Raw genomic sequence first — 17068 nt, 5'->3', positions numbered from 1 at the left:
CTTTGACTAGCAAAAGGCGCAATAGTTTACCGGATTATCTAAAAAACCGCAAGAAAGCCCAGTTTCTAATCGACTTGTCGGCGTAAAAATGCCGGGATGTCGAGATAATCCATATCTTTGCCTTGATTTGCCTGAGGTTTTGACGCTGGCTTTGACGCCACCGGCTCTGCCTCCATCGGCTCTTCATCTACTTCTGGTTCAAGCTGGCGAGCAGTTGCCGTATTGCTGTAGTTACTGCTACTAGCTGCACTACTACCGCTACGGCTGCCATAACTTGGCGCTGGTTCGCGACGATTAACCAGCGAAATATCAGGCTTTCGCTCACCACCAATACCGGTTGCAACAACGGTGACGCGCAACTCTTCCGACATATCCATATCGATAACGGTACCGACAATCACGGTCGCGTTTTCAGACACAAAGCCTTTCACGACGTTACCGACAATCTCGAACTCTTCCATGCTTAAGTCCATGCCAGCGGTAATGTTCAACAATACGCCACGCGCACCAGAAAGATCGATGTCTTCCAATAGCGGGCTGTTGATTGCCATTTCAGCTGCTTCTTGTGCACGGTCTTCACCACGCGCCACGCCGGTACCCATCATTGCCGTACCCATTTCGCGCATGACCGCACGTACGTCAGCAAAGTCGACGTTGATTAAGCCGTCACGAGTAATGAGGTCAGAGATACCTTGAACCGCGCCCAATAATACGTCGTTTGCCTTAGCAAATGCATCTAGCAAACTGGTGCCTTTACCTAAAACTTTCAAAAGTTTTTCGTTCGGTATGGTAATCAGTGAGTCAACATGACGACCCAGCTGTTCAATCCCCTCTTTGGCAGCAGCCATACGGCGTTGACCTTCGAATGGGAATGGTTTGGTTACCACTGCCACGGTCAAGATGCCTAATTCACGCGCGACTTCAGCAACCACAGGAGCTGCACCGGTACCGGTACCACCGCCCATACCAGCGGCAATAAATACCATGTCGGCACCTTGCAATTGCTTGCGAATTTCGTCGCGTGCTTCTTCAGCAGCTTGGCGACCCACTTCTGGATTGGCGCCAGCACCGAGTCCTTTGGTGATATCACTGCCAAGTTGAATCGTTACGTGAGCGCCGTGATTACGCAATGCCTGCGCATCGGTGTTAGCGACAATAAATTGTACGCCTTCAATCGACTCACTGATCATGTGTTTCACGGCGTTGCCGCCGCCGCCACCGACGCCGATGACTTTAATCACCGCATCAGTATCAAAGTTGTTGAGTACTTCAAACACTTCTTCTGACATGTTAATTCTCCTTTAACCTGCTTATTGTACTACCCCTAAAGTCATATCCAAAATGTTGTTTTAATTAAAATTCACCCTTAAACCAGCTCAATAAACGTTTCCCCATTCCTATAACGTTCGTTGAGCTCGCTTCAGTTTGACGATTTTGGACATCTTGTTGGCCATAACGTAACAAACCAACCGCTGTCGCATAGGTTGGATCTTGTACGTAATCGCTCAATCCGTGCATGCCAAGTGGCTCACCCAAGCGCACTGGCATTTGAAATATTTCTTCAGCAAATTCAATTGCACCTTCCATACGGCCGCAGCCACCGGTCAGCACAATACCTGCCGCTATTTGATCTTCTAAGCCGCTTTGCGTGATCTGGTCGCGGATCAGTTCAAATAACTCTTGGTACCTCGGTTCCACCACTTCGGCCAAAATATGGCGCTCCATGCTTCGCGATGGGCGACCGCCCACCGAAGGCACTTCAATATGATCATCTTTGCCAACGAGTTCGCGAAGTGCACACGCGTATTTGGTTTTAATCTCTTCAGCGTGATTCAATGGCGTCCGGAATATTTTCGCAATATCGCTGGTTACCTGGTTACCCGCCGCTGGAATCACAGCCGTATGGCGCAATACACCGCCAGTATAAATATTGATATCAATCGTGCCAGCGCCCATATCCACTAGCGCCACGCCGAGATCTTTTTCATCGTCGGTTAGCACCGCATAGCTTGATGCCAACGCCGAGAAAATCAGACGGTCGACACTTAATCCGCAACGCTCGACTGCCTTTTCAATATTCTTCGCCATGTCATTGGCGCAGGTAATAATGTGAACGCGAGCTTCCATACGCACACCGGACATGCCGATTGGGCTCTTAATACTCTCTTGCGAATCGATAATAAATTCTTGCGGCAACACATGAAGAATGCGGCGTTCTTGCGCAATCGGAACTGATTTCGCGGCATGAATGACGCTATCGACGTCGTCTTGCGTCACTTCCGCTTCGTTGATTGGCACCATGCCTGATTCATTTTGGCAGGCAATATGACGACCGGAGATATTCAAATAAACCGAAGCAATGCGGCAGTCGGCCATCAACTCGGCTTCTTCTACCGCCCGTTGAATCGACTGCACCACTAAGTTCAAATCGTTGACGCCACCTTTATCCATGCCGCGCGCAGCTGCAGCACCAACGCCAATGACGCTGATGTCACCGTCAGGCATCACTTCGCCTATCAGCGCCACCACTTTGCTGGTACCGATATCTAGCCCTACTACCATGTTCCGTTCTGCCGCTTTTGACATGCTACTTTCTCTCTTCTTCTTCTTTCCACGCCACCGCAACGCCGGTGTCATAACGTAAATCCACATAATCTATTGGCTGCGCTTTATGGCGAACGATGGTCGGGAACACATCAATAAAGCGTTGTACCCGTTCCAACAAGCCCTCGCGGCCTAAACGCAACTGAATGCCGGACAGCAACTCGACATCCACTGCAAAACGCTCTGTCAGCGTCAGCGCCACCACTTGGTGGCCGTTAATCTGAAGCAGTTCGCTAACTTGCTGATACTGCTCCACCGTTTCTTTCACTGCGTGTTCTGGGCCATTTAACTTCGGTAACAACACGTCAATAACTGACTTGTCGACCTCGAACACTTCACCCGCTGCGCTCACTAAAGCGTGTGGTCGCATCGCTTCATTCCAGTGGCCAAGCGGTTTTTGCTCAACCAAAAACACTTTTAAAATATCCGGCCATTCTTTGCGCACGGATGCTTGTTCTATCCACGGCTCGGCTTCTAAGCGCTCGCGAATGACATTCACATCCGCCGAAAAAAAACTACCGAGCTCTTCGCCTGCCAGCGCATCACGTACCTGATTGCGCTCTAAAAACCTCAATTCGCCTTGCACCACTAACCGCTTCAATGGCACTTCGTTGGCGTCCATCGCCAAGTAATACAACCACGCGACGCCCGCTATGGCTCCGATGACGACGCTGAGAAAAAAACTAAATCCCAGCCAAAACTGCCAGCGGATTGCCGCCACCCTACACCTCGCTAAGTTCGAGAATGCTTAAAACCAGTTGCTCGAAGCTCATGCCCACCGCTTTTGCTGCCATCGGTACCAAGCTCTTGGTGGTCATGCCTGGCACCATGTTTGCTTCAAGTAACTTAAAATTACCGTTGTGATCGCACATCACATCAATGCGACCCCAGCCCTTGCCGCCAACCGCATGAAATGCCGTTACAGCCAATTGCTCTAAGGCGCGTTCTTCAAGTTCGCTTAAACCTGCAGGGCAATGATATTGCGTATCTCCCGCCTGGTACTTCGCGTCATAGTCATAAAATTCATGAGTCGACTGCACACGAATTGCCGGTAAAGCACGGTCGCCGAGAATCGATACGGTATACTCAGGACCACTCAACCAGCTCTCAACCAAGGCTTCACGATCGTATTTGTGTGCCAAAGCAACTGCTTGCTCAAGCTCTGCAGCATTGCGCGCTGGGCTCATGCCAATACTGCTACCTTCTTGGGCCGGCTTCACCATCACCTTGCCGCCCAAATCAGTGATCAGCGATTGCCAATCGATAGCACGCCCACGAGCGATGACAGCACTTTGCGCAACTGGCAAACCAGCGGATTGCCACACTTGCTTCGTGCGTACTTTATCCATCGCCAGCGCGCACCCTAACACGCCACTGCCGGTGTACGGAATGCCTAAATATTCGAGTGCACCTTGAATAGTGCCATCTTCACCACCGCGCCCATGCAATACAATAAATGCCCGGGTAAACTGTTGTTCGACTAACGCCGTCAATGGCTGTTCAGCTGGGTCAAAACCATGCGCGTCAATATCTTGCGCTTGCAATGCAGCGAGAACGGCCTGGCCGGAGCGCAACGACACTTCGCGCTCTGCTGAATGGCCGCCGTACAATACAGCGACTTTGCCAAACTTTGTCTTCGCGACCATTACTTGGTTTCTCCTTGCAAGTCTTCAGCTTTCTGACGCAACTCGCTTGGTGCCAATTCAGTGGCAACTAAATCGCGGGCAATCGCGCCAATGTTGCCAGCGCCCTGCGCCAATAACATATCTTGCGGTTGCAATACATCAGCGAGTACTTTGTAAAGTGACGCTCGGTCACCCACATAAATCGGTTCCATTTGCCCGCGCATACGAATTGCGCGCGCTAAAGCACGGCTGTCGGCACCTGTCACCGGTGCTTCGCCGGCACTATACACATCCAGCAGCAACAACACATCAACTTCGCTTAACACATTGACAAAATCATCAAATAAATCGCGCGTTCGCGAGTAACGATGCGGCTGAAACGCCATCACGATACGGCGATCGGGCCAACCAGCGCGCGCCGCGGCAATAGTCACCGCAACTTCAGACGGATGATGACCGTAATCATCAACTAACAGGACGTCACCAGTCAGACCGTTGTGTTCGCTAGCAAACGCACCGAGGTGCTCAAAGCGACGACCGATGCCACCAAATTTTTCCAATGCTGCAATAATGGCGTCGTCACTGACACCTTCATCGGTTGCCACAGCAATCGCAGCAAGCGCATTCAAGGCATTGTGTTTTCCTGGCAAATTCACAGTGACTTGCAATGGCTGATGGTGAGGTCGATACACGGTAAATGAGCTCTGCCCGCCATGTTGCTGATAATTTGCGGCACGCACTTCGGCATCTTCGCTAAAACCATACGTGATGATTTGGCGGCCAACACGTGGGAGTAAATCGCGCACTACGGGATCATCGACACACATCACAGCCAAACCATAGAACGGTAGGTTGTGCAGAAAATCGATGTAAGTATCGAGCAACTTATTAAAGTCACCACCATAGGTGTCCATGTGGTCTGCTTCAATGTTGGTCACCACGGCCACCATCGGTTGTAAGTGCAAGAACGACGCGTCGGACTCATCGGCTTCCGCAATGAGATATTTGCTGGTGCCCAGTCGTGCGTTCGTACCGGCACTATTAAGCAAACCACCGATCACAAAAGTCGGATCTAACTGGGCTTCGGCAAACACACTCGCAATTAAACTGGTGGTTGTGGTTTTACCATGCGTACCGGCAATCGCCACGCCATGCCGGAAACGCATTAACTCAGCTAACATCTCCGCACGACGAACCTGCGGAATCATCTGTTCTTTCGCCGCAACTAACTCTGGGTTATCCGCCTTGATAGCAGATGAGACAACAATGACGTCAGCACCCTCAATATTTGCCGCAGCATGACCAATAAATATTTCTGCGCCGAAGTTACGCAAGCGTTGCGTATTGGCGTTTTCAGCAATGTCAGAACCAGCAATGGTATATCCTTGGTTCAGTAGCACTTCAGCGATGCCGCCCATACCGGCGCCACCAATGCCGACAAAGTGAATGCGACGCACGCGGCGCATTTCCGGCACACTGACGACTGTAAATGGGGCTGACTTCTCTTGCTTCATTACTATTTGCCTACGTTAATTTGTTCTGGATTTGCCCAACGCTCACATTGACTCACAACCACCTCTGTGGCATTCGGATAAGCAGCTTGCGCTGCATTCTTTTGCATCAGTTCGCGGGTTTCGCGATCTTGCAGTAACTCGTTTAGTAGCTGCACTAATGGCGTAATTTCTTGTAATTGCGCTTGTGGCAATAAACGTGCCGCACCAGCGCGAACTAATTCATTGGCATTCGCCGTTTGATGATCATCGACAGCGTGCGGTAATGGCACGAAAATCGCTGGCGTTGCAACCACAGCGAGTTCAGCCACAGTCAGCGCACCTGCTCGGCAAATCACTAAATCAGCTGAGCTGTACGCGCTGTGCATATCATCGATAAAATCTTCGACGACTAAATTTGCAACAGTTGCATTGCTGTATGCTTGTTGCACCTCATGGCTCCGCCCTTGACCACATTGATGGTGGACGCTCAATTGTTGCTGAAGTTCAGCACTTAACTGCCCGATTGCCGCAGGCACTGCTTGGTTCAATGCTTGCGCACCAAGGCTGCCGCCAACAATAAGTAAGCGCACACTATCACTTGGTGCTTTATTCCCATTTGGCTTCAGCCAGTCAGCACGCAATGGGTTACCGACCACTTCGGCATTTGGTAGTTGCGCTTTTGCCGCCGCAAAACCTACCATTACGTGGTCGGCAATACGCGCTAGTACTTTATTGGTCATGCCGGCTACGGCGTTTTGTTCATGCACCAATAATGGAATACCCAGCGAACGAGCTGCTAGCCCCGCTGGACCACACACATAGCCACCAAACGACAGCAATAATTGTGATTGGTGGTTTTTTAACAAGTGTCGGCATTGACGAAATGCCTTAAATAAGCGCCACGGCGTACCCAACTTGCGCAACAGACCATGCCCACGCACACCTTGCATGGTAATTTGTTCCAATTTAAAGCCAGCGGCTGGTACAACCTTGCTCTCTAAGCGTTGCTCGGTGGTACCTAACCACACGACTTCCCAACCATAGCCTCGAAGTTGCTCAGCAACGGCTAATGCGGGGAAGACATGACCACCGGTTCCGGCAGCTGCGATCATGATGCGATTCATGCAGCACCTCCGGCTTTTGTGGCGCTGCGTCGACGCGGCGCAACTTTAATCTGACTAACGCGAACCTCATAATCGACTCGCAATAAAATGCCGATAGCCACACAGCTAATCAGTAAGCTGGTACCGCCATAACTAATCAGTGGCAATGTCAGGCCTTTGGTCGGCAAAATGCCAGCAGCAGCGCCAATATTGACCATGGCTTGAAATGCGAACCAAATCCCAATGCCATAGGCGACAAAGCCACCGTATTGATGACCGGCATGCAGGGCTTTGCGGCCAAGTTGCATGGTGCGAATCACCAAGGCAAACGACAGCACTAGAATTAATACAATGCCAAAGAAGCCCAACTCTTCGCCGACCACGGCCATAATGAAGTCGGTATGCGCCTCGGGCAAGTACTGTAATTTTTGAATACTGTTACCAAGGCCTTGCCCGAACCAATCACCTCGACCAAACGCCATGAGTGATTGGGTTAACTGATAACCGCTACCGAAAGGGTCTTCCCACGGGTCTAAAAAGGACACAACGCGACGCATCCGATATGGCTCTTTAACAATCAGCAAAACAATTGCCGCTGCAAAAGCAATCATTACGCCGAAGAATTGCCATAACCGCGCACCAGCCAAAAATAGCATCCCCACCGCAATACACGACATGACGACTAACGAGCCAAAGTCTGGTTGTAAGAGCAGCAACCCGGCGAACAAGAACAGCACCAATAATGGCTTCAAGAAGCCTTTGAGGTTTTCTTGTACCTCACCAACTCGGCGGGTTAAGTAGCTCGACATGTAAATAACAAAAAATAGTTTAGCGACTTCGGCCACTTGCAACGTGAGCGGACCGAGTTTAATCCAGCGTTTGGCGCCATTTACTTCATGACCAATAAACAACACCATAATCAGCATGCCCATTGAAATGAGTAACAGCGAGCTACTGCCGCTCGACCACCACTGGATGGGCACTTGAATCACCGTCAACATCAGCGCAACGCCAAGGCCAACATAAATGCCATGACGAATCATAAAATGGAATGGATTACCGGTAAGTCGCTCGGCTACTGGAAACGAGGCTGACGTTACCATGACCAAGCCAATCGCCATGAGCGCCAGTGCCAACCAGAGGAGCATACGGTCATACAAAAGCGTACGGTCAGTGGCGATCCACCAATCACGCCAGCGTTGCGAAGGCGGTACACTCATCGCCTCAAGCGACGACTGGATACCAAGTTCCAGCTGCTGCTCGGCGCTATGTGATGTACGCGCTTTATGCGCTCTTGCGACCATAATGGGCCTCCACTGCGGCGCGGAATTGCTCACCACGCTGCTCGTAGTTCTTAAACATATCTAAACTGGCGCAAGCTGGTGACAACAACACCATACTATTTGGCGTAGCCAATTGCGCGGCTGTTTCAACGGCTTCTTCGAGTGTTTTCACCCGCACTGCATGCTCGACTTGATTGGCGATTCGCTCACCATCTTTACCCAGCACAATCAGCACATCCACTTGCTGCAAAGCGGCACGGAAATGAACGAAGTCAGCACCTTTACCATCGCCGCCAGCAATCAGAATCAATTTCCCTTTAACCAACTCGCGGGTACCGAAAATTGCCGCTTCAGCGGCGCCAATATTCGTTGCCTTCGAGTCGTTAACCCACTGTACTTGCTGATACTCACCGATGAGTTCACAACGATGCGGTAACCCTTTGAACTGACGCGCGGCCTCCAGCACCTGTTCTGGCTCAACGCCAAAGGCATACACTAATGCCAGCGCAGCTTGCATATTGAGCAGGTTATGCACACCAGTAAGTTGTAACTCGCTGGCTTTTAATATGGGTTTGCCAGCAAAACTAATCGCGATTTCGCCGTTGTTATCAACGAGGCCAAATTTATCCGTGCCATCTTCAGTGCTCGGCGATAAACCAAAGGTCAACTGTGCATTGAGGGGCACCAATGATGGCGCAGTCATTTCTTGTTCACGATTCCAAACAGCGACATCAACGCGGTTATAAATACGATGTTTGGCGTTGGTGTAATCACGTAAATCGCTGTAGCGGTCCATGTGATCGTCACTAATATTCAAAATAGTTCCGGCACGCAGGTGCAGGTCATGCATCAACTCAAGTTGGAAACTTGAAAGTTCAAACACAAACACATCCGCTGGCTGCCCCACTAAATCTAAAACTGGGACGCCAATATTGCCGCCCATCGCAACTTTCTTGCCCACCGCAGTTAGTAATTCAGTCACTAATCGGGTTACCGTTGACTTACCATTGGAGCCGGTAATACCAATAACCGGCTTGTTGGCATGGCGCGCAAATAAATCCATATCACCAACAACTGGAATTGCGGCGTCTATGGCTAATTGCAAAGCTGGCGTACGCAAATCAACACCAGGACTCACAATCAGTAAGTCCATTGCTAAAACATGTTCAAGTTCGAGCGCGCCGGTGTGTATCTCGAGTTCAACGTCGAGGCTCTGCAATTCTTTCAGCCCTGGCGGCTCTGCACGCGTATCGAAAATAACCGGCGTAATATCGCGCTGCAGCAAATAGTGCACACACGACAACCCAGTCTGGCCGAGGCCGACCACACCGATTGTTTCATATGTATCTAATGCTGCTAGTTTCATCTGTTATCTCAGTTTCAAGGTTGCTAAACCAATCAATACGAACACCAAGCTTAAAATCCAAAAGCGCACGATGACGCGCGGCTCCGGCCAGCCTTTTAATTCGTAGTGATGATGAATAGGTGCCATGCGAAAGACCCGTTTGCCGCGCAATTTATACGAACCGACTTGTAACATCACACTCAGCGTTTCCATCACGAACACACCACCCATAATGAACAGCACGAGTTCTTGTCTCACCATCACCGCAATCACACCAAGTGCTGCACCTAGCGTCAATGAACCAACATCCCCCATGAATACCAGTGCTGGGTAGGTGTTAAACCAGAGGAAGCCGAGACCAGCACCAAATATAGCGGTACATACAATCAGGAGCTCACCGGAGAGCGGTAGGAATGGGATATTTAAATAACTGGCAAAATTAGCGTTACCTGAAGCATAAGCGAAGACACCCAATGCACCAGCGACCATTATCGTTGGTACAATCGCCAAGCCATCAAGGCCATCGGTCAGGTTCACAGCGTTACTGGTACCCACAATGACGAAATAGGCCAACAAGATATACATGAGGCCAAGTTGCGGCATAACATCTTTAAAAAATGGTACCAGCAACTGGGTTTCTGCACCCACAGTTGCATGCGCGTATAAATAGACTGCTGCGAGCGTCGCGATAAGCGATTGCCAAAAGTACTTCCAACGTGCCGGCAAACCGCGCGGATTTTTTTGGACGACTTTACGGTAATCGTCAACAAAGCCCACTGCACCAAAGCCGAGTACAACGGCAAGTACAACTTGCACATAATGATTCGTTAAATCAGCCCAAAGTAAGGTTGAAAACACGATTGAAGCAATAATCAACACACCACCCATGGTTGGTGTACCGGCTTTGCTCAAGTGACTTTGTGGACCGTCGTCACGCACCGCTTGGCCAACTTGTAAACGTTGTAGATATTTAATGAGGGTCGGCCCCATCCACAACGAAATCAATAATGCGGTCAACACACTTAAAATCGCGCGCATGGTGAGGTACGAGATGACGTTAAACGCACTCGCAAATTGCGTGAGGTATTCCGCTAACCACACTAACATGCGTGCTTTCCTTCTGTTGAAGCCATTGGTTTTAATTCTTCCTGACGTTCTTTAAGAGCCTGCACCACGCGTTCCATATGCGCACTGCGTGACCCTTTCACTAAAATGGTAATAGGTGCTGGTGCTTGGTTGACTGTTTCGACAATCGCCGTCACCGCATTTTCCAATGTTGAAAAGTGGCGTCCACCACGACCATTAAAGACTTCACTCGCACTTTGACTAAGCACGCCTAAGGTATATAGGTTATCGATACCGGCGGTAATGGCATAAGCGCCGACTTCTTCATGATATTCGCGCGCTTGGCTGCCTAACTCGCCCATGTCGCCGAGTACCATCATGCGGTAACCGGGATATACTGCGAGCATGTCCAGCGCAGCTTTCACCGAGCCAACATTGGCGTTGTAGGTGTCGTCAATCAGTTGAATATGATCATTCAAACGGATCACATTCAAGCGTCCAGCAACTGGCGTTAATTGCGCTAATGCGGTCTGTGCATCGGCGAGCGCACAACCTACCGCAACTGCAGCACGAATGGCTACTAGTGCGTTGTCAACATTGTGTAAACCAGGCAGGTTCAGTTTAATATGGCCGGTTTGTGATTGCTCACCAGTCAATTCGATATCGAATTCAGCACAACCTTGGGCGTCAACTTGCACGTTTGTTGCACGCACGGTTGGCTGTTGTTCACCTGAATCTTGCACCCGCCCAAAGGTTTCGTGCTTGGTACCCGCCAGCATTTGCGCCCAACCTTGGGCAAACTGCGAGTGCAATGGCGTGAGTGCAAGACCATGCGGCCCGAGCCCACGGAAAATTTCTGATTTCGCACGATACACACCGTGAATATCACCAAAGCCCTCAACATGCGCCGGTGCCACGTTATTGATAATGGCAACATCTGGTTGCGTGAGTCGTGTCGTGTATGCGATTTCACCCAGGTGATTAGCGCCTAGCTCAATCACTGCAAACTCATGTTGTGGCTCAATCCGCAACAAGGTTAATGGCACGCCAATGTCATTGTTGAAGTTACCGGCTGTTGCGAGCACCTCGCCACGCTGACGCAATATTGCGGCAAGCATTTCTTTCACGGTTGTTTTCCCGCTGCTGCCCGTAATAGCGACTGTTTTTGGTGCGACTTTCGCTTTCACGGCCGCGCCGAGTAATCCCAGTGCATAGCGAGTGTCATTGACAATAATTTGGGGTGCTTTGGCACAAACGTCATCGGTTAGTTCACGCTCAACCATAATCGCTGCCGCACCGCTTTGTAGCGCTTGCGCAGCGAAGTCATGCGCGTCAAAATTTGGCCCTTTTAAAGCAATAAACAAGCAATCTTGCGGCAGCGTTCGTGTATCTGTGCTGACCTGATCGATCGTGCGGTTAGTACCGACTAAACGCCCTTCAACAGCAGCGGCGATCCATGCTAAATCAATACGAATCATGAGAGCTCCTCCGCGGCTGGTGCGGCGATGATTTCAGCAACCAAGGCTCGCTCGTTATAATCAATACGTTGTTGTCCAATTACCTGATAGTCTTCATGACCCTTACCCGCTAACAGCACAACATCATTAGCTTTGGCTTGGGCAATAACTTGGCGGACGGCGTTTTCGCGCCCCATAATCACCTGCACACGCTGGCGAGTTGGCATACCGGCCACGATATCCTGCACAATTTGCTCAGGTAACTCGGTACGCGGGTTGTCATCAGTCACGACGACCCGATCTGCCATGTCGGCAGCAACCGCACCCATTTGGGGACGCTTGCCGCGGTCTCTGTCACCACCACAACCAAAGACACACCATAATTGGCCAGCACAGTGCCGGCGCAATGCACCAAGAACTTGCTGGAGTGCGTCTGGCGTATGAGCGTAATCAACAATCACCAGAGGTTTGCCGTTGCTACCACCAAAGGCCTCCATACGCCCAGGTACCGCATGTAAATCATTACAAGCAGCGGCTACTTGTTGTGGTTCGTGCCCTAAACTAATCACTGCGGCCATTGCCGCAAGCAAGTTGTACACGTTAAAGCCGCCTAGGAGTGGTGACTGCACTGCTAATGTTTCGCTGTGCTGCGCGTCATAGCGCACATGCAAATTAAACTGGGTGCCGTCATGTTGGTATTTCACTTGCTCAGCCCAGATACTGCGGGCGGCGCTTTGTGGCGTTAAGCTGAAGCGCCAACTATCGCTACGATCAGGTAACCAAGCGGCAACCGCTGAGTCATCTGCATTTAACACGCTAAATTGGGTATCTAACTCGGTGAATAAGCGCCGCTTCGCGCCCGCATAGTTCGCCATAGTGCCGTGATAATCGAGGTGATCACGACTGATATTTGTTGCCACACCAACTTTAAAGTGCACAGCTTCAACGCGGCGCTGTACCAGTGCGTGTGATGATACTTCCATCGCCACCGCCTGCGCGCCTTCGCTACGCATGACATGCAATCGATGTTGCACGGCAATTGCATCAGGTGTGGTGTGTGTTTCAGGTAACAAGCGACCAGGAAAGCCTGAGCCGGTTGTACCAATCACACCACAAGGCACGCCAAGCGACTCAAGCAATTGCGCCGCAATGTAGGTGACCGAGGTTTTGCCGTTGGTACCCGTCACGCCAATCACCTGCAGCGACTGCGAAGGTTCATGGAAAAAGCGCCCGGCAATGGCCGACAGTTTGTTCTTTAATTGCGGCACTTCAATTACCCAAGTGCGGCCGCGCAACTCCATGCCGACCGTTTCTGAGTCGGCTAGTACAACAGCAGCACCGGCTTGAATGGCAGCATCGATATATTGACGACCATCCACTTGATAGCCAGGCACCGCCACAAACGCATCATTCGCTGCAACTTGTCGACTGTCGAGCTTCAAACCGCCGACTTTTACAGCCGGAAGTTGTAACGGATAATCTGGGAGTAAGGTCATCAGATCAATCATCTGAACCTCCAAAACCGGCAGCTTTTAACTGCGCATCGGCCAAATTATCTGGTGGAATGTTCATCACGCGTAACGCATCACTCACAATTTCAGCAAACACAGGTGCTGACACCTCACTGCCATAATACTCGTCGCCGCTCGGTTCGTTGACGGTCACCACCACCGCTAAGCGCGGATTACTGACTGGCGCAATACCAGCGAATAAAGTCACATACTCTTCGCCATAGCCGCCAGCAATAGCCTTCCGCGAAGTACCGGTTTTCCCAGCCACGCGATAACCGCGCACCTGCGCACGCTTACCTGAGCCATTGGCAACCACGCTTTCAAGCATGGCTAACACAGTCTTTGCTGTATTTTCTGAAATAACCTGTTCACCTTCCGGCGCACCTTCGCGGCGCTGAATGGTCAGCGGAACACGCTTACCACCGTTGCCAATTATCGCGTACATTTGCGCTAATTGAAGCGTGGTGGCGGACATACCATAACCGTACGACAACGTCGCAATCTCAAAATCGGACCAGCGTTGCCGATTCTGTAAAATCCCAAAACTCTCACCCAACATGGCAACCCCTGTATCATTCCCAAATCCCACCGCTGCGTAGGTATCTAACATGTTGTTAATTCCCGTAGCTAGTGCGATTTTGGCAGTGCCAACGTTGCTAGAGTTCTCTAAAATTTGTGTAATTGTTTGCTCACCACGATTAATCGGATCGCTCACGCGGCGTCCGCCCAAGCGTAACCAACCCGGACTGGTATTAATCACATCATCAGGTTTAATCGCGCCCGCTTCTAACCCGGCAATCACCGCTAGTGGCTTCACCGTTGAACCTGGTTCATAGGCATCAGTAATCGCCCGATTACGCAATTTATGTGGCTGCAAATCATTGCGGTTATTAGGGTTGTAGGACGGGCTGTTGACCATTGCGAGTACCTCGCCGGTTTTCACGTCTAGAATCACTGCCGAGCCCGAAGTCGCCTGGTGATAGCGCACGGCCTTTTTGACTTCGGCATAAGCCAGTGATTGCAGACGTTGATCAATACTCAGCGTCAATTGTTGTGGTTGTTGCGCTTCGGTCACCCGAATTTCTTCAACAACCCGTCCTGCCGCATCCTTGCGATAAACTCGCTCGCCGGGTACACCGGTGAGCACTTGATTGTAAATCGCTTCTAAACCTTCAATACCGAGTCCGTCGATATCGGTAAAGCCCACCACATGAGCGGCAATTTCACCAGCTGGATAAAAGCGACGCGACTCTGTTTTGAGATAAACACCAGGGATACCCAGCTGCCGCACAAAGTCAGCAACGCCAGGTGTCACTTTACGTTCCAGATAAACGAAGCGACGCGACGGATCGGCTACTTTTTCAAGCAAGTTGTTTACGTCGGTCCGGAACACTTCAGCAAGCGCTAACCAACGTTCGCGATTCGCCAAGCCGTCCCCTTCATGAACCCGCTTCGGATCCGCCCAAACGGTTTGTACTGGCACGCTAACCGCTAATTCACGGCCATTACGGTCTAAAATGCTGCCACGTTGTACGGTGGTTGCATCGGCGCGAAGCGAACGACGGTCACCTTCGTAGATCAAGCGCTCAGGCTCAATCAATTGAATGTATGCGGCGCGTGCCACCAGCGAGCCAAACACGCCGAATACCACTAACAAGGCGAAGTAGAAACGTCCCTTGCTCAAATGTGGTTGCGCTTTTTTAACAGCGCGGCGGTTTGGCTTCGGTGTTATTGCCATGGCACTAGCACCTCCTGCTCGGCTTCAGCGCGCACCATATTGAGGCGTTGCTGGGCAATACGCTCAACGCGGTTATGTTCGGTTAAGGTATTCTGTTCAATTTGTAAATGGCGCCACTCAATATCAATCTCATCGCGTTGTGAGAGGAGATCATCACGCTCAATAGTCAGCAATCGATGGCTGTGTGAAACGTAAATCACTGCCATGGCGCTACCGATGACCATTAAAAACAGCAAAACCAACACGAGGTGTTGGCGCAAATCTTCAAACAAAACTGTCAATAACGCTGGTACTCGGCTAGCTTTCATAATCTAACCTCGCAGCAATTCTTAGCACGGAGCTCCGCGCTCTGGGGTTCACTTTAATTTCTGCGGCCGATGGTTTGATGGCTTTGCCAACTAGGCGCAAAGTTTGGCCGCGATCGAAGTCCGCGTCTCGGATTGGCAGCCCGGCTGGAATGGGTCGACCCTGTGCTTGCGCTCGCATAAAGCGCTTCACCATGCGGTCTTCGAGACTATGAAAACTAATCACCGCAAGCCGCCCTTCTGGTTTCAAACCACTCACGGCGGCAGTTAAGGCCGTTTCGATTTCATCGAGCTCGCCGTTGATATGAATACGGATACCCTGAAAGCTGCGGGTAGCAGGATGTTTGTGTTTGTCCTTAAATGGCACCGCCTGCGCAATTAACTCGGCAAGTTCACGCGTTGTTGAGAGCGGTTGTTCTTCACGTTGTTTCACAATGGCTTGCGCGATACGCCAAGCAAAGCGCTCCTCGCCGTACTCACGCAGTACAAATGCAATGTCATCAGCGCTTGCGGTATTAAGGAAATCCGCTGCGGTCATACCGGTGCTAGTATCCATGCGCATATCGAGTGGACCTTCGCGCATGAAACTAAAACCTCGCTCAGCATCATCCAATTGTGGGGAGGAGACACCGAGGTCAAATAAAATACCGTCGAGCTTGCCGCGCAATTGCTGCGTTTCAAGCACCTCGTCTAAGCGAGAGAATGGCGTGTGGATAATGGTAAATCGCGGGTCGTCACGCAAGGCTTCAGCAGCAGCGATGGCGGTGGGGTCGCGATCGAGTGCGTAGAGTTTACCTTGCGAGTTTAATTCGGCCAGAATAGCGCGTGAATGCCCCCCTCTACCGAAGGTTGCATCTAAATAAATTCCGTCTGGTTTGATCGCAAGAGCCTCTATGGACTCTTGTAACAACACCGAGACGTGTTGTTGCGCTTCTGTTGTCATTATAATGAGAAGTCTTGTAGTCGATCACTGTGTGCCAAGTCGTCTTCTTGCTCCGCTGCCATATCGGCTGCGATTTGCTCTTGCCATGCCGCTTCAGACCAAAGTTCGAACTTGTTGAGCTGACCAATGATCATGATCTTTTTGCTCAAGTCAGCATGTTGGCGCAGTGTTGGTGCGATCAAAATGCGACCATTTTTGTCCATTTGGCAGTCTTCGGCGTGACCCAGTAGCAAACGCTGGAGACGACGCTCCGCGGGGTTCATGCTTGATAAGGTGGTGAGCTTCTGTTCAATCAATTGCCATTGTGGCAATGGATACAGCAATAAACAGGGTTGCTTGATGTCGATGGTGCAGACCATTTGCCCGTCACAATCCAAAAGCAGACTCTTGCGATACTTTGCTGGTATCGCGAGCCGACCTTTGTCATCTAGACTGAGTGCTGCTGCGCCACGAAACATATTATTTGATCCACTATTACCCACAAATCCCCACAATGTGACAGTCTAGGTGCCGATCTTTCCACCTGTCAAGAAAAAATGATGTGTTTGCGATGTGTAACAGCGCTTGACGGAAAGGATTAGGTAAAGGATGATGCG

The 17068-nt window shown here is 50.7% G+C and carries 15 protein-coding genes; all 15 read right to left on the bottom strand.

Features of this window, described 5'->3' with window-relative positions:
- Positions 1-65 precede the first annotated feature (65 nt).
- The 15 genes from ftsZ to mraZ all read right to left on the bottom strand — a co-directional run bounded on the left by ftsZ (position 66) and on the right by mraZ (position 16930).
- Complete coding sequence (gene ftsZ / locus CWI82_RS02275; protein ID WP_407681417.1) at positions 66-1289, bottom strand: cell division protein FtsZ; 1224 nt, start codon at positions 1287-1289, stop codon at positions 66-68.
- Positions 1290-1353: 64 nt separating this feature from the next.
- Positions 1354-2586, bottom strand: coding sequence for a cell division protein FtsA (ftsA, locus tag CWI82_RS02270; RefSeq protein ID WP_092856519.1), 1233 nt, complete (start codon positions 2584-2586; stop codon positions 1354-1356).
- 1 nt (position 2587) lies between these two features.
- Positions 2588-3325, bottom strand: coding sequence for a cell division protein FtsQ/DivIB (locus CWI82_RS02265; RefSeq protein ID WP_233340175.1), 738 nt, complete (start codon positions 3323-3325; stop codon positions 2588-2590).
- Between the two features lies 1 nt (position 3326).
- Positions 3327-4250 carry a D-alanine--D-alanine ligase gene (locus CWI82_RS02260; RefSeq protein WP_130202521.1) on the bottom strand — a complete coding sequence of 308 codons (924 nt, stop codon included), beginning with the start codon at positions 4248-4250 and terminating at the stop codon, positions 3327-3329.
- On the bottom strand, positions 4250-5743 hold the full coding sequence (gene murC / locus CWI82_RS02255) for a UDP-N-acetylmuramate--L-alanine ligase (protein ID WP_130202520.1): 1494 nt from the start codon (positions 5741-5743) through the stop codon (positions 4250-4252). Before murC ends, CWI82_RS02260 begins: the two co-directional genes overlap by 1 nt.
- A 2-nt stretch (positions 5744-5745) precedes the next feature.
- The gene (gene murG / locus CWI82_RS02250; protein WP_092856528.1) at positions 5746-6846 is read right to left on the bottom strand and encodes an undecaprenyldiphospho-muramoylpentapeptide beta-N-acetylglucosaminyltransferase; all 1101 of its coding nucleotides are present in this window, start codon (positions 6844-6846) and stop codon (positions 5746-5748) included.
- Complete coding sequence (ftsW, locus tag CWI82_RS02245) at positions 6843-8045, bottom strand: cell division protein FtsW (protein ID WP_130203183.1); 1203 nt, start codon at positions 8043-8045, stop codon at positions 6843-6845. Before ftsW ends, murG begins: the two co-directional genes overlap by 4 nt.
- Positions 8046-8109: 64 nt before the next feature.
- Positions 8110-9474, bottom strand: coding sequence for a UDP-N-acetylmuramoyl-L-alanine--D-glutamate ligase (murD, locus tag CWI82_RS02240; protein WP_130202519.1), 1365 nt, complete (start codon positions 9472-9474; stop codon positions 8110-8112).
- 3 nt (positions 9475-9477) lie between these two features.
- On the bottom strand, positions 9478-10560 hold the full coding sequence (gene mraY, locus CWI82_RS02235; protein ID WP_092856534.1) for a phospho-N-acetylmuramoyl-pentapeptide-transferase: 1083 nt from the start codon (positions 10558-10560) through the stop codon (positions 9478-9480).
- A complete protein-coding gene (locus tag CWI82_RS02230) occupies positions 10554-11996 on the bottom strand; it encodes a UDP-N-acetylmuramoyl-tripeptide--D-alanyl-D-alanine ligase (RefSeq protein WP_130202518.1) in 1443 nt (480 codons plus the stop codon). Before CWI82_RS02230 ends, mraY begins: the two co-directional genes overlap by 7 nt.
- Entirely contained in the window at positions 11993-13483 is a 1491-nt protein-coding gene (gene murE, locus CWI82_RS02225; RefSeq protein ID WP_092856540.1) for a UDP-N-acetylmuramoyl-L-alanyl-D-glutamate--2,6-diaminopimelate ligase, read from the bottom strand. The genes CWI82_RS02230 and murE overlap by 4 nt, the downstream gene beginning before the upstream one ends.
- A complete protein-coding gene (locus CWI82_RS02220) occupies positions 13476-15224 on the bottom strand; it encodes a peptidoglycan D,D-transpeptidase FtsI family protein (RefSeq protein ID WP_130202517.1) in 1749 nt (582 codons plus the stop codon). Before CWI82_RS02220 ends, murE begins: the two co-directional genes overlap by 8 nt.
- On the bottom strand, positions 15215-15532 hold the full coding sequence (gene ftsL, locus CWI82_RS02215) for a cell division protein FtsL (RefSeq protein ID WP_130202516.1): 318 nt from the start codon (positions 15530-15532) through the stop codon (positions 15215-15217). Before ftsL ends, CWI82_RS02220 begins: the two co-directional genes overlap by 10 nt.
- Positions 15522-16472: a 16S rRNA (cytosine(1402)-N(4))-methyltransferase RsmH gene (gene rsmH, locus CWI82_RS02210; RefSeq protein WP_130202515.1), complete on the bottom strand. Its 951-nt coding sequence runs from the start codon at positions 16470-16472 to the stop codon at positions 15522-15524. The genes ftsL and rsmH overlap by 11 nt, the downstream gene beginning before the upstream one ends.
- Positions 16472-16930: a division/cell wall cluster transcriptional repressor MraZ gene (mraZ, locus tag CWI82_RS02205; protein ID WP_092856553.1), complete on the bottom strand. Its 459-nt coding sequence runs from the start codon at positions 16928-16930 to the stop codon at positions 16472-16474. The genes rsmH and mraZ overlap by 1 nt, the downstream gene beginning before the upstream one ends.
- Positions 16931-17068: the final 138 nt, after the last annotated feature.

The organism is Pseudidiomarina tainanensis (assembly GCF_004214835.1).
Taxonomy (GTDB): Bacteria; Pseudomonadota; Gammaproteobacteria; order Enterobacterales; family Alteromonadaceae; genus Pseudidiomarina; species Pseudidiomarina tainanensis.
This window is presented reverse-complemented; position numbering and strand designations above follow the sequence as displayed.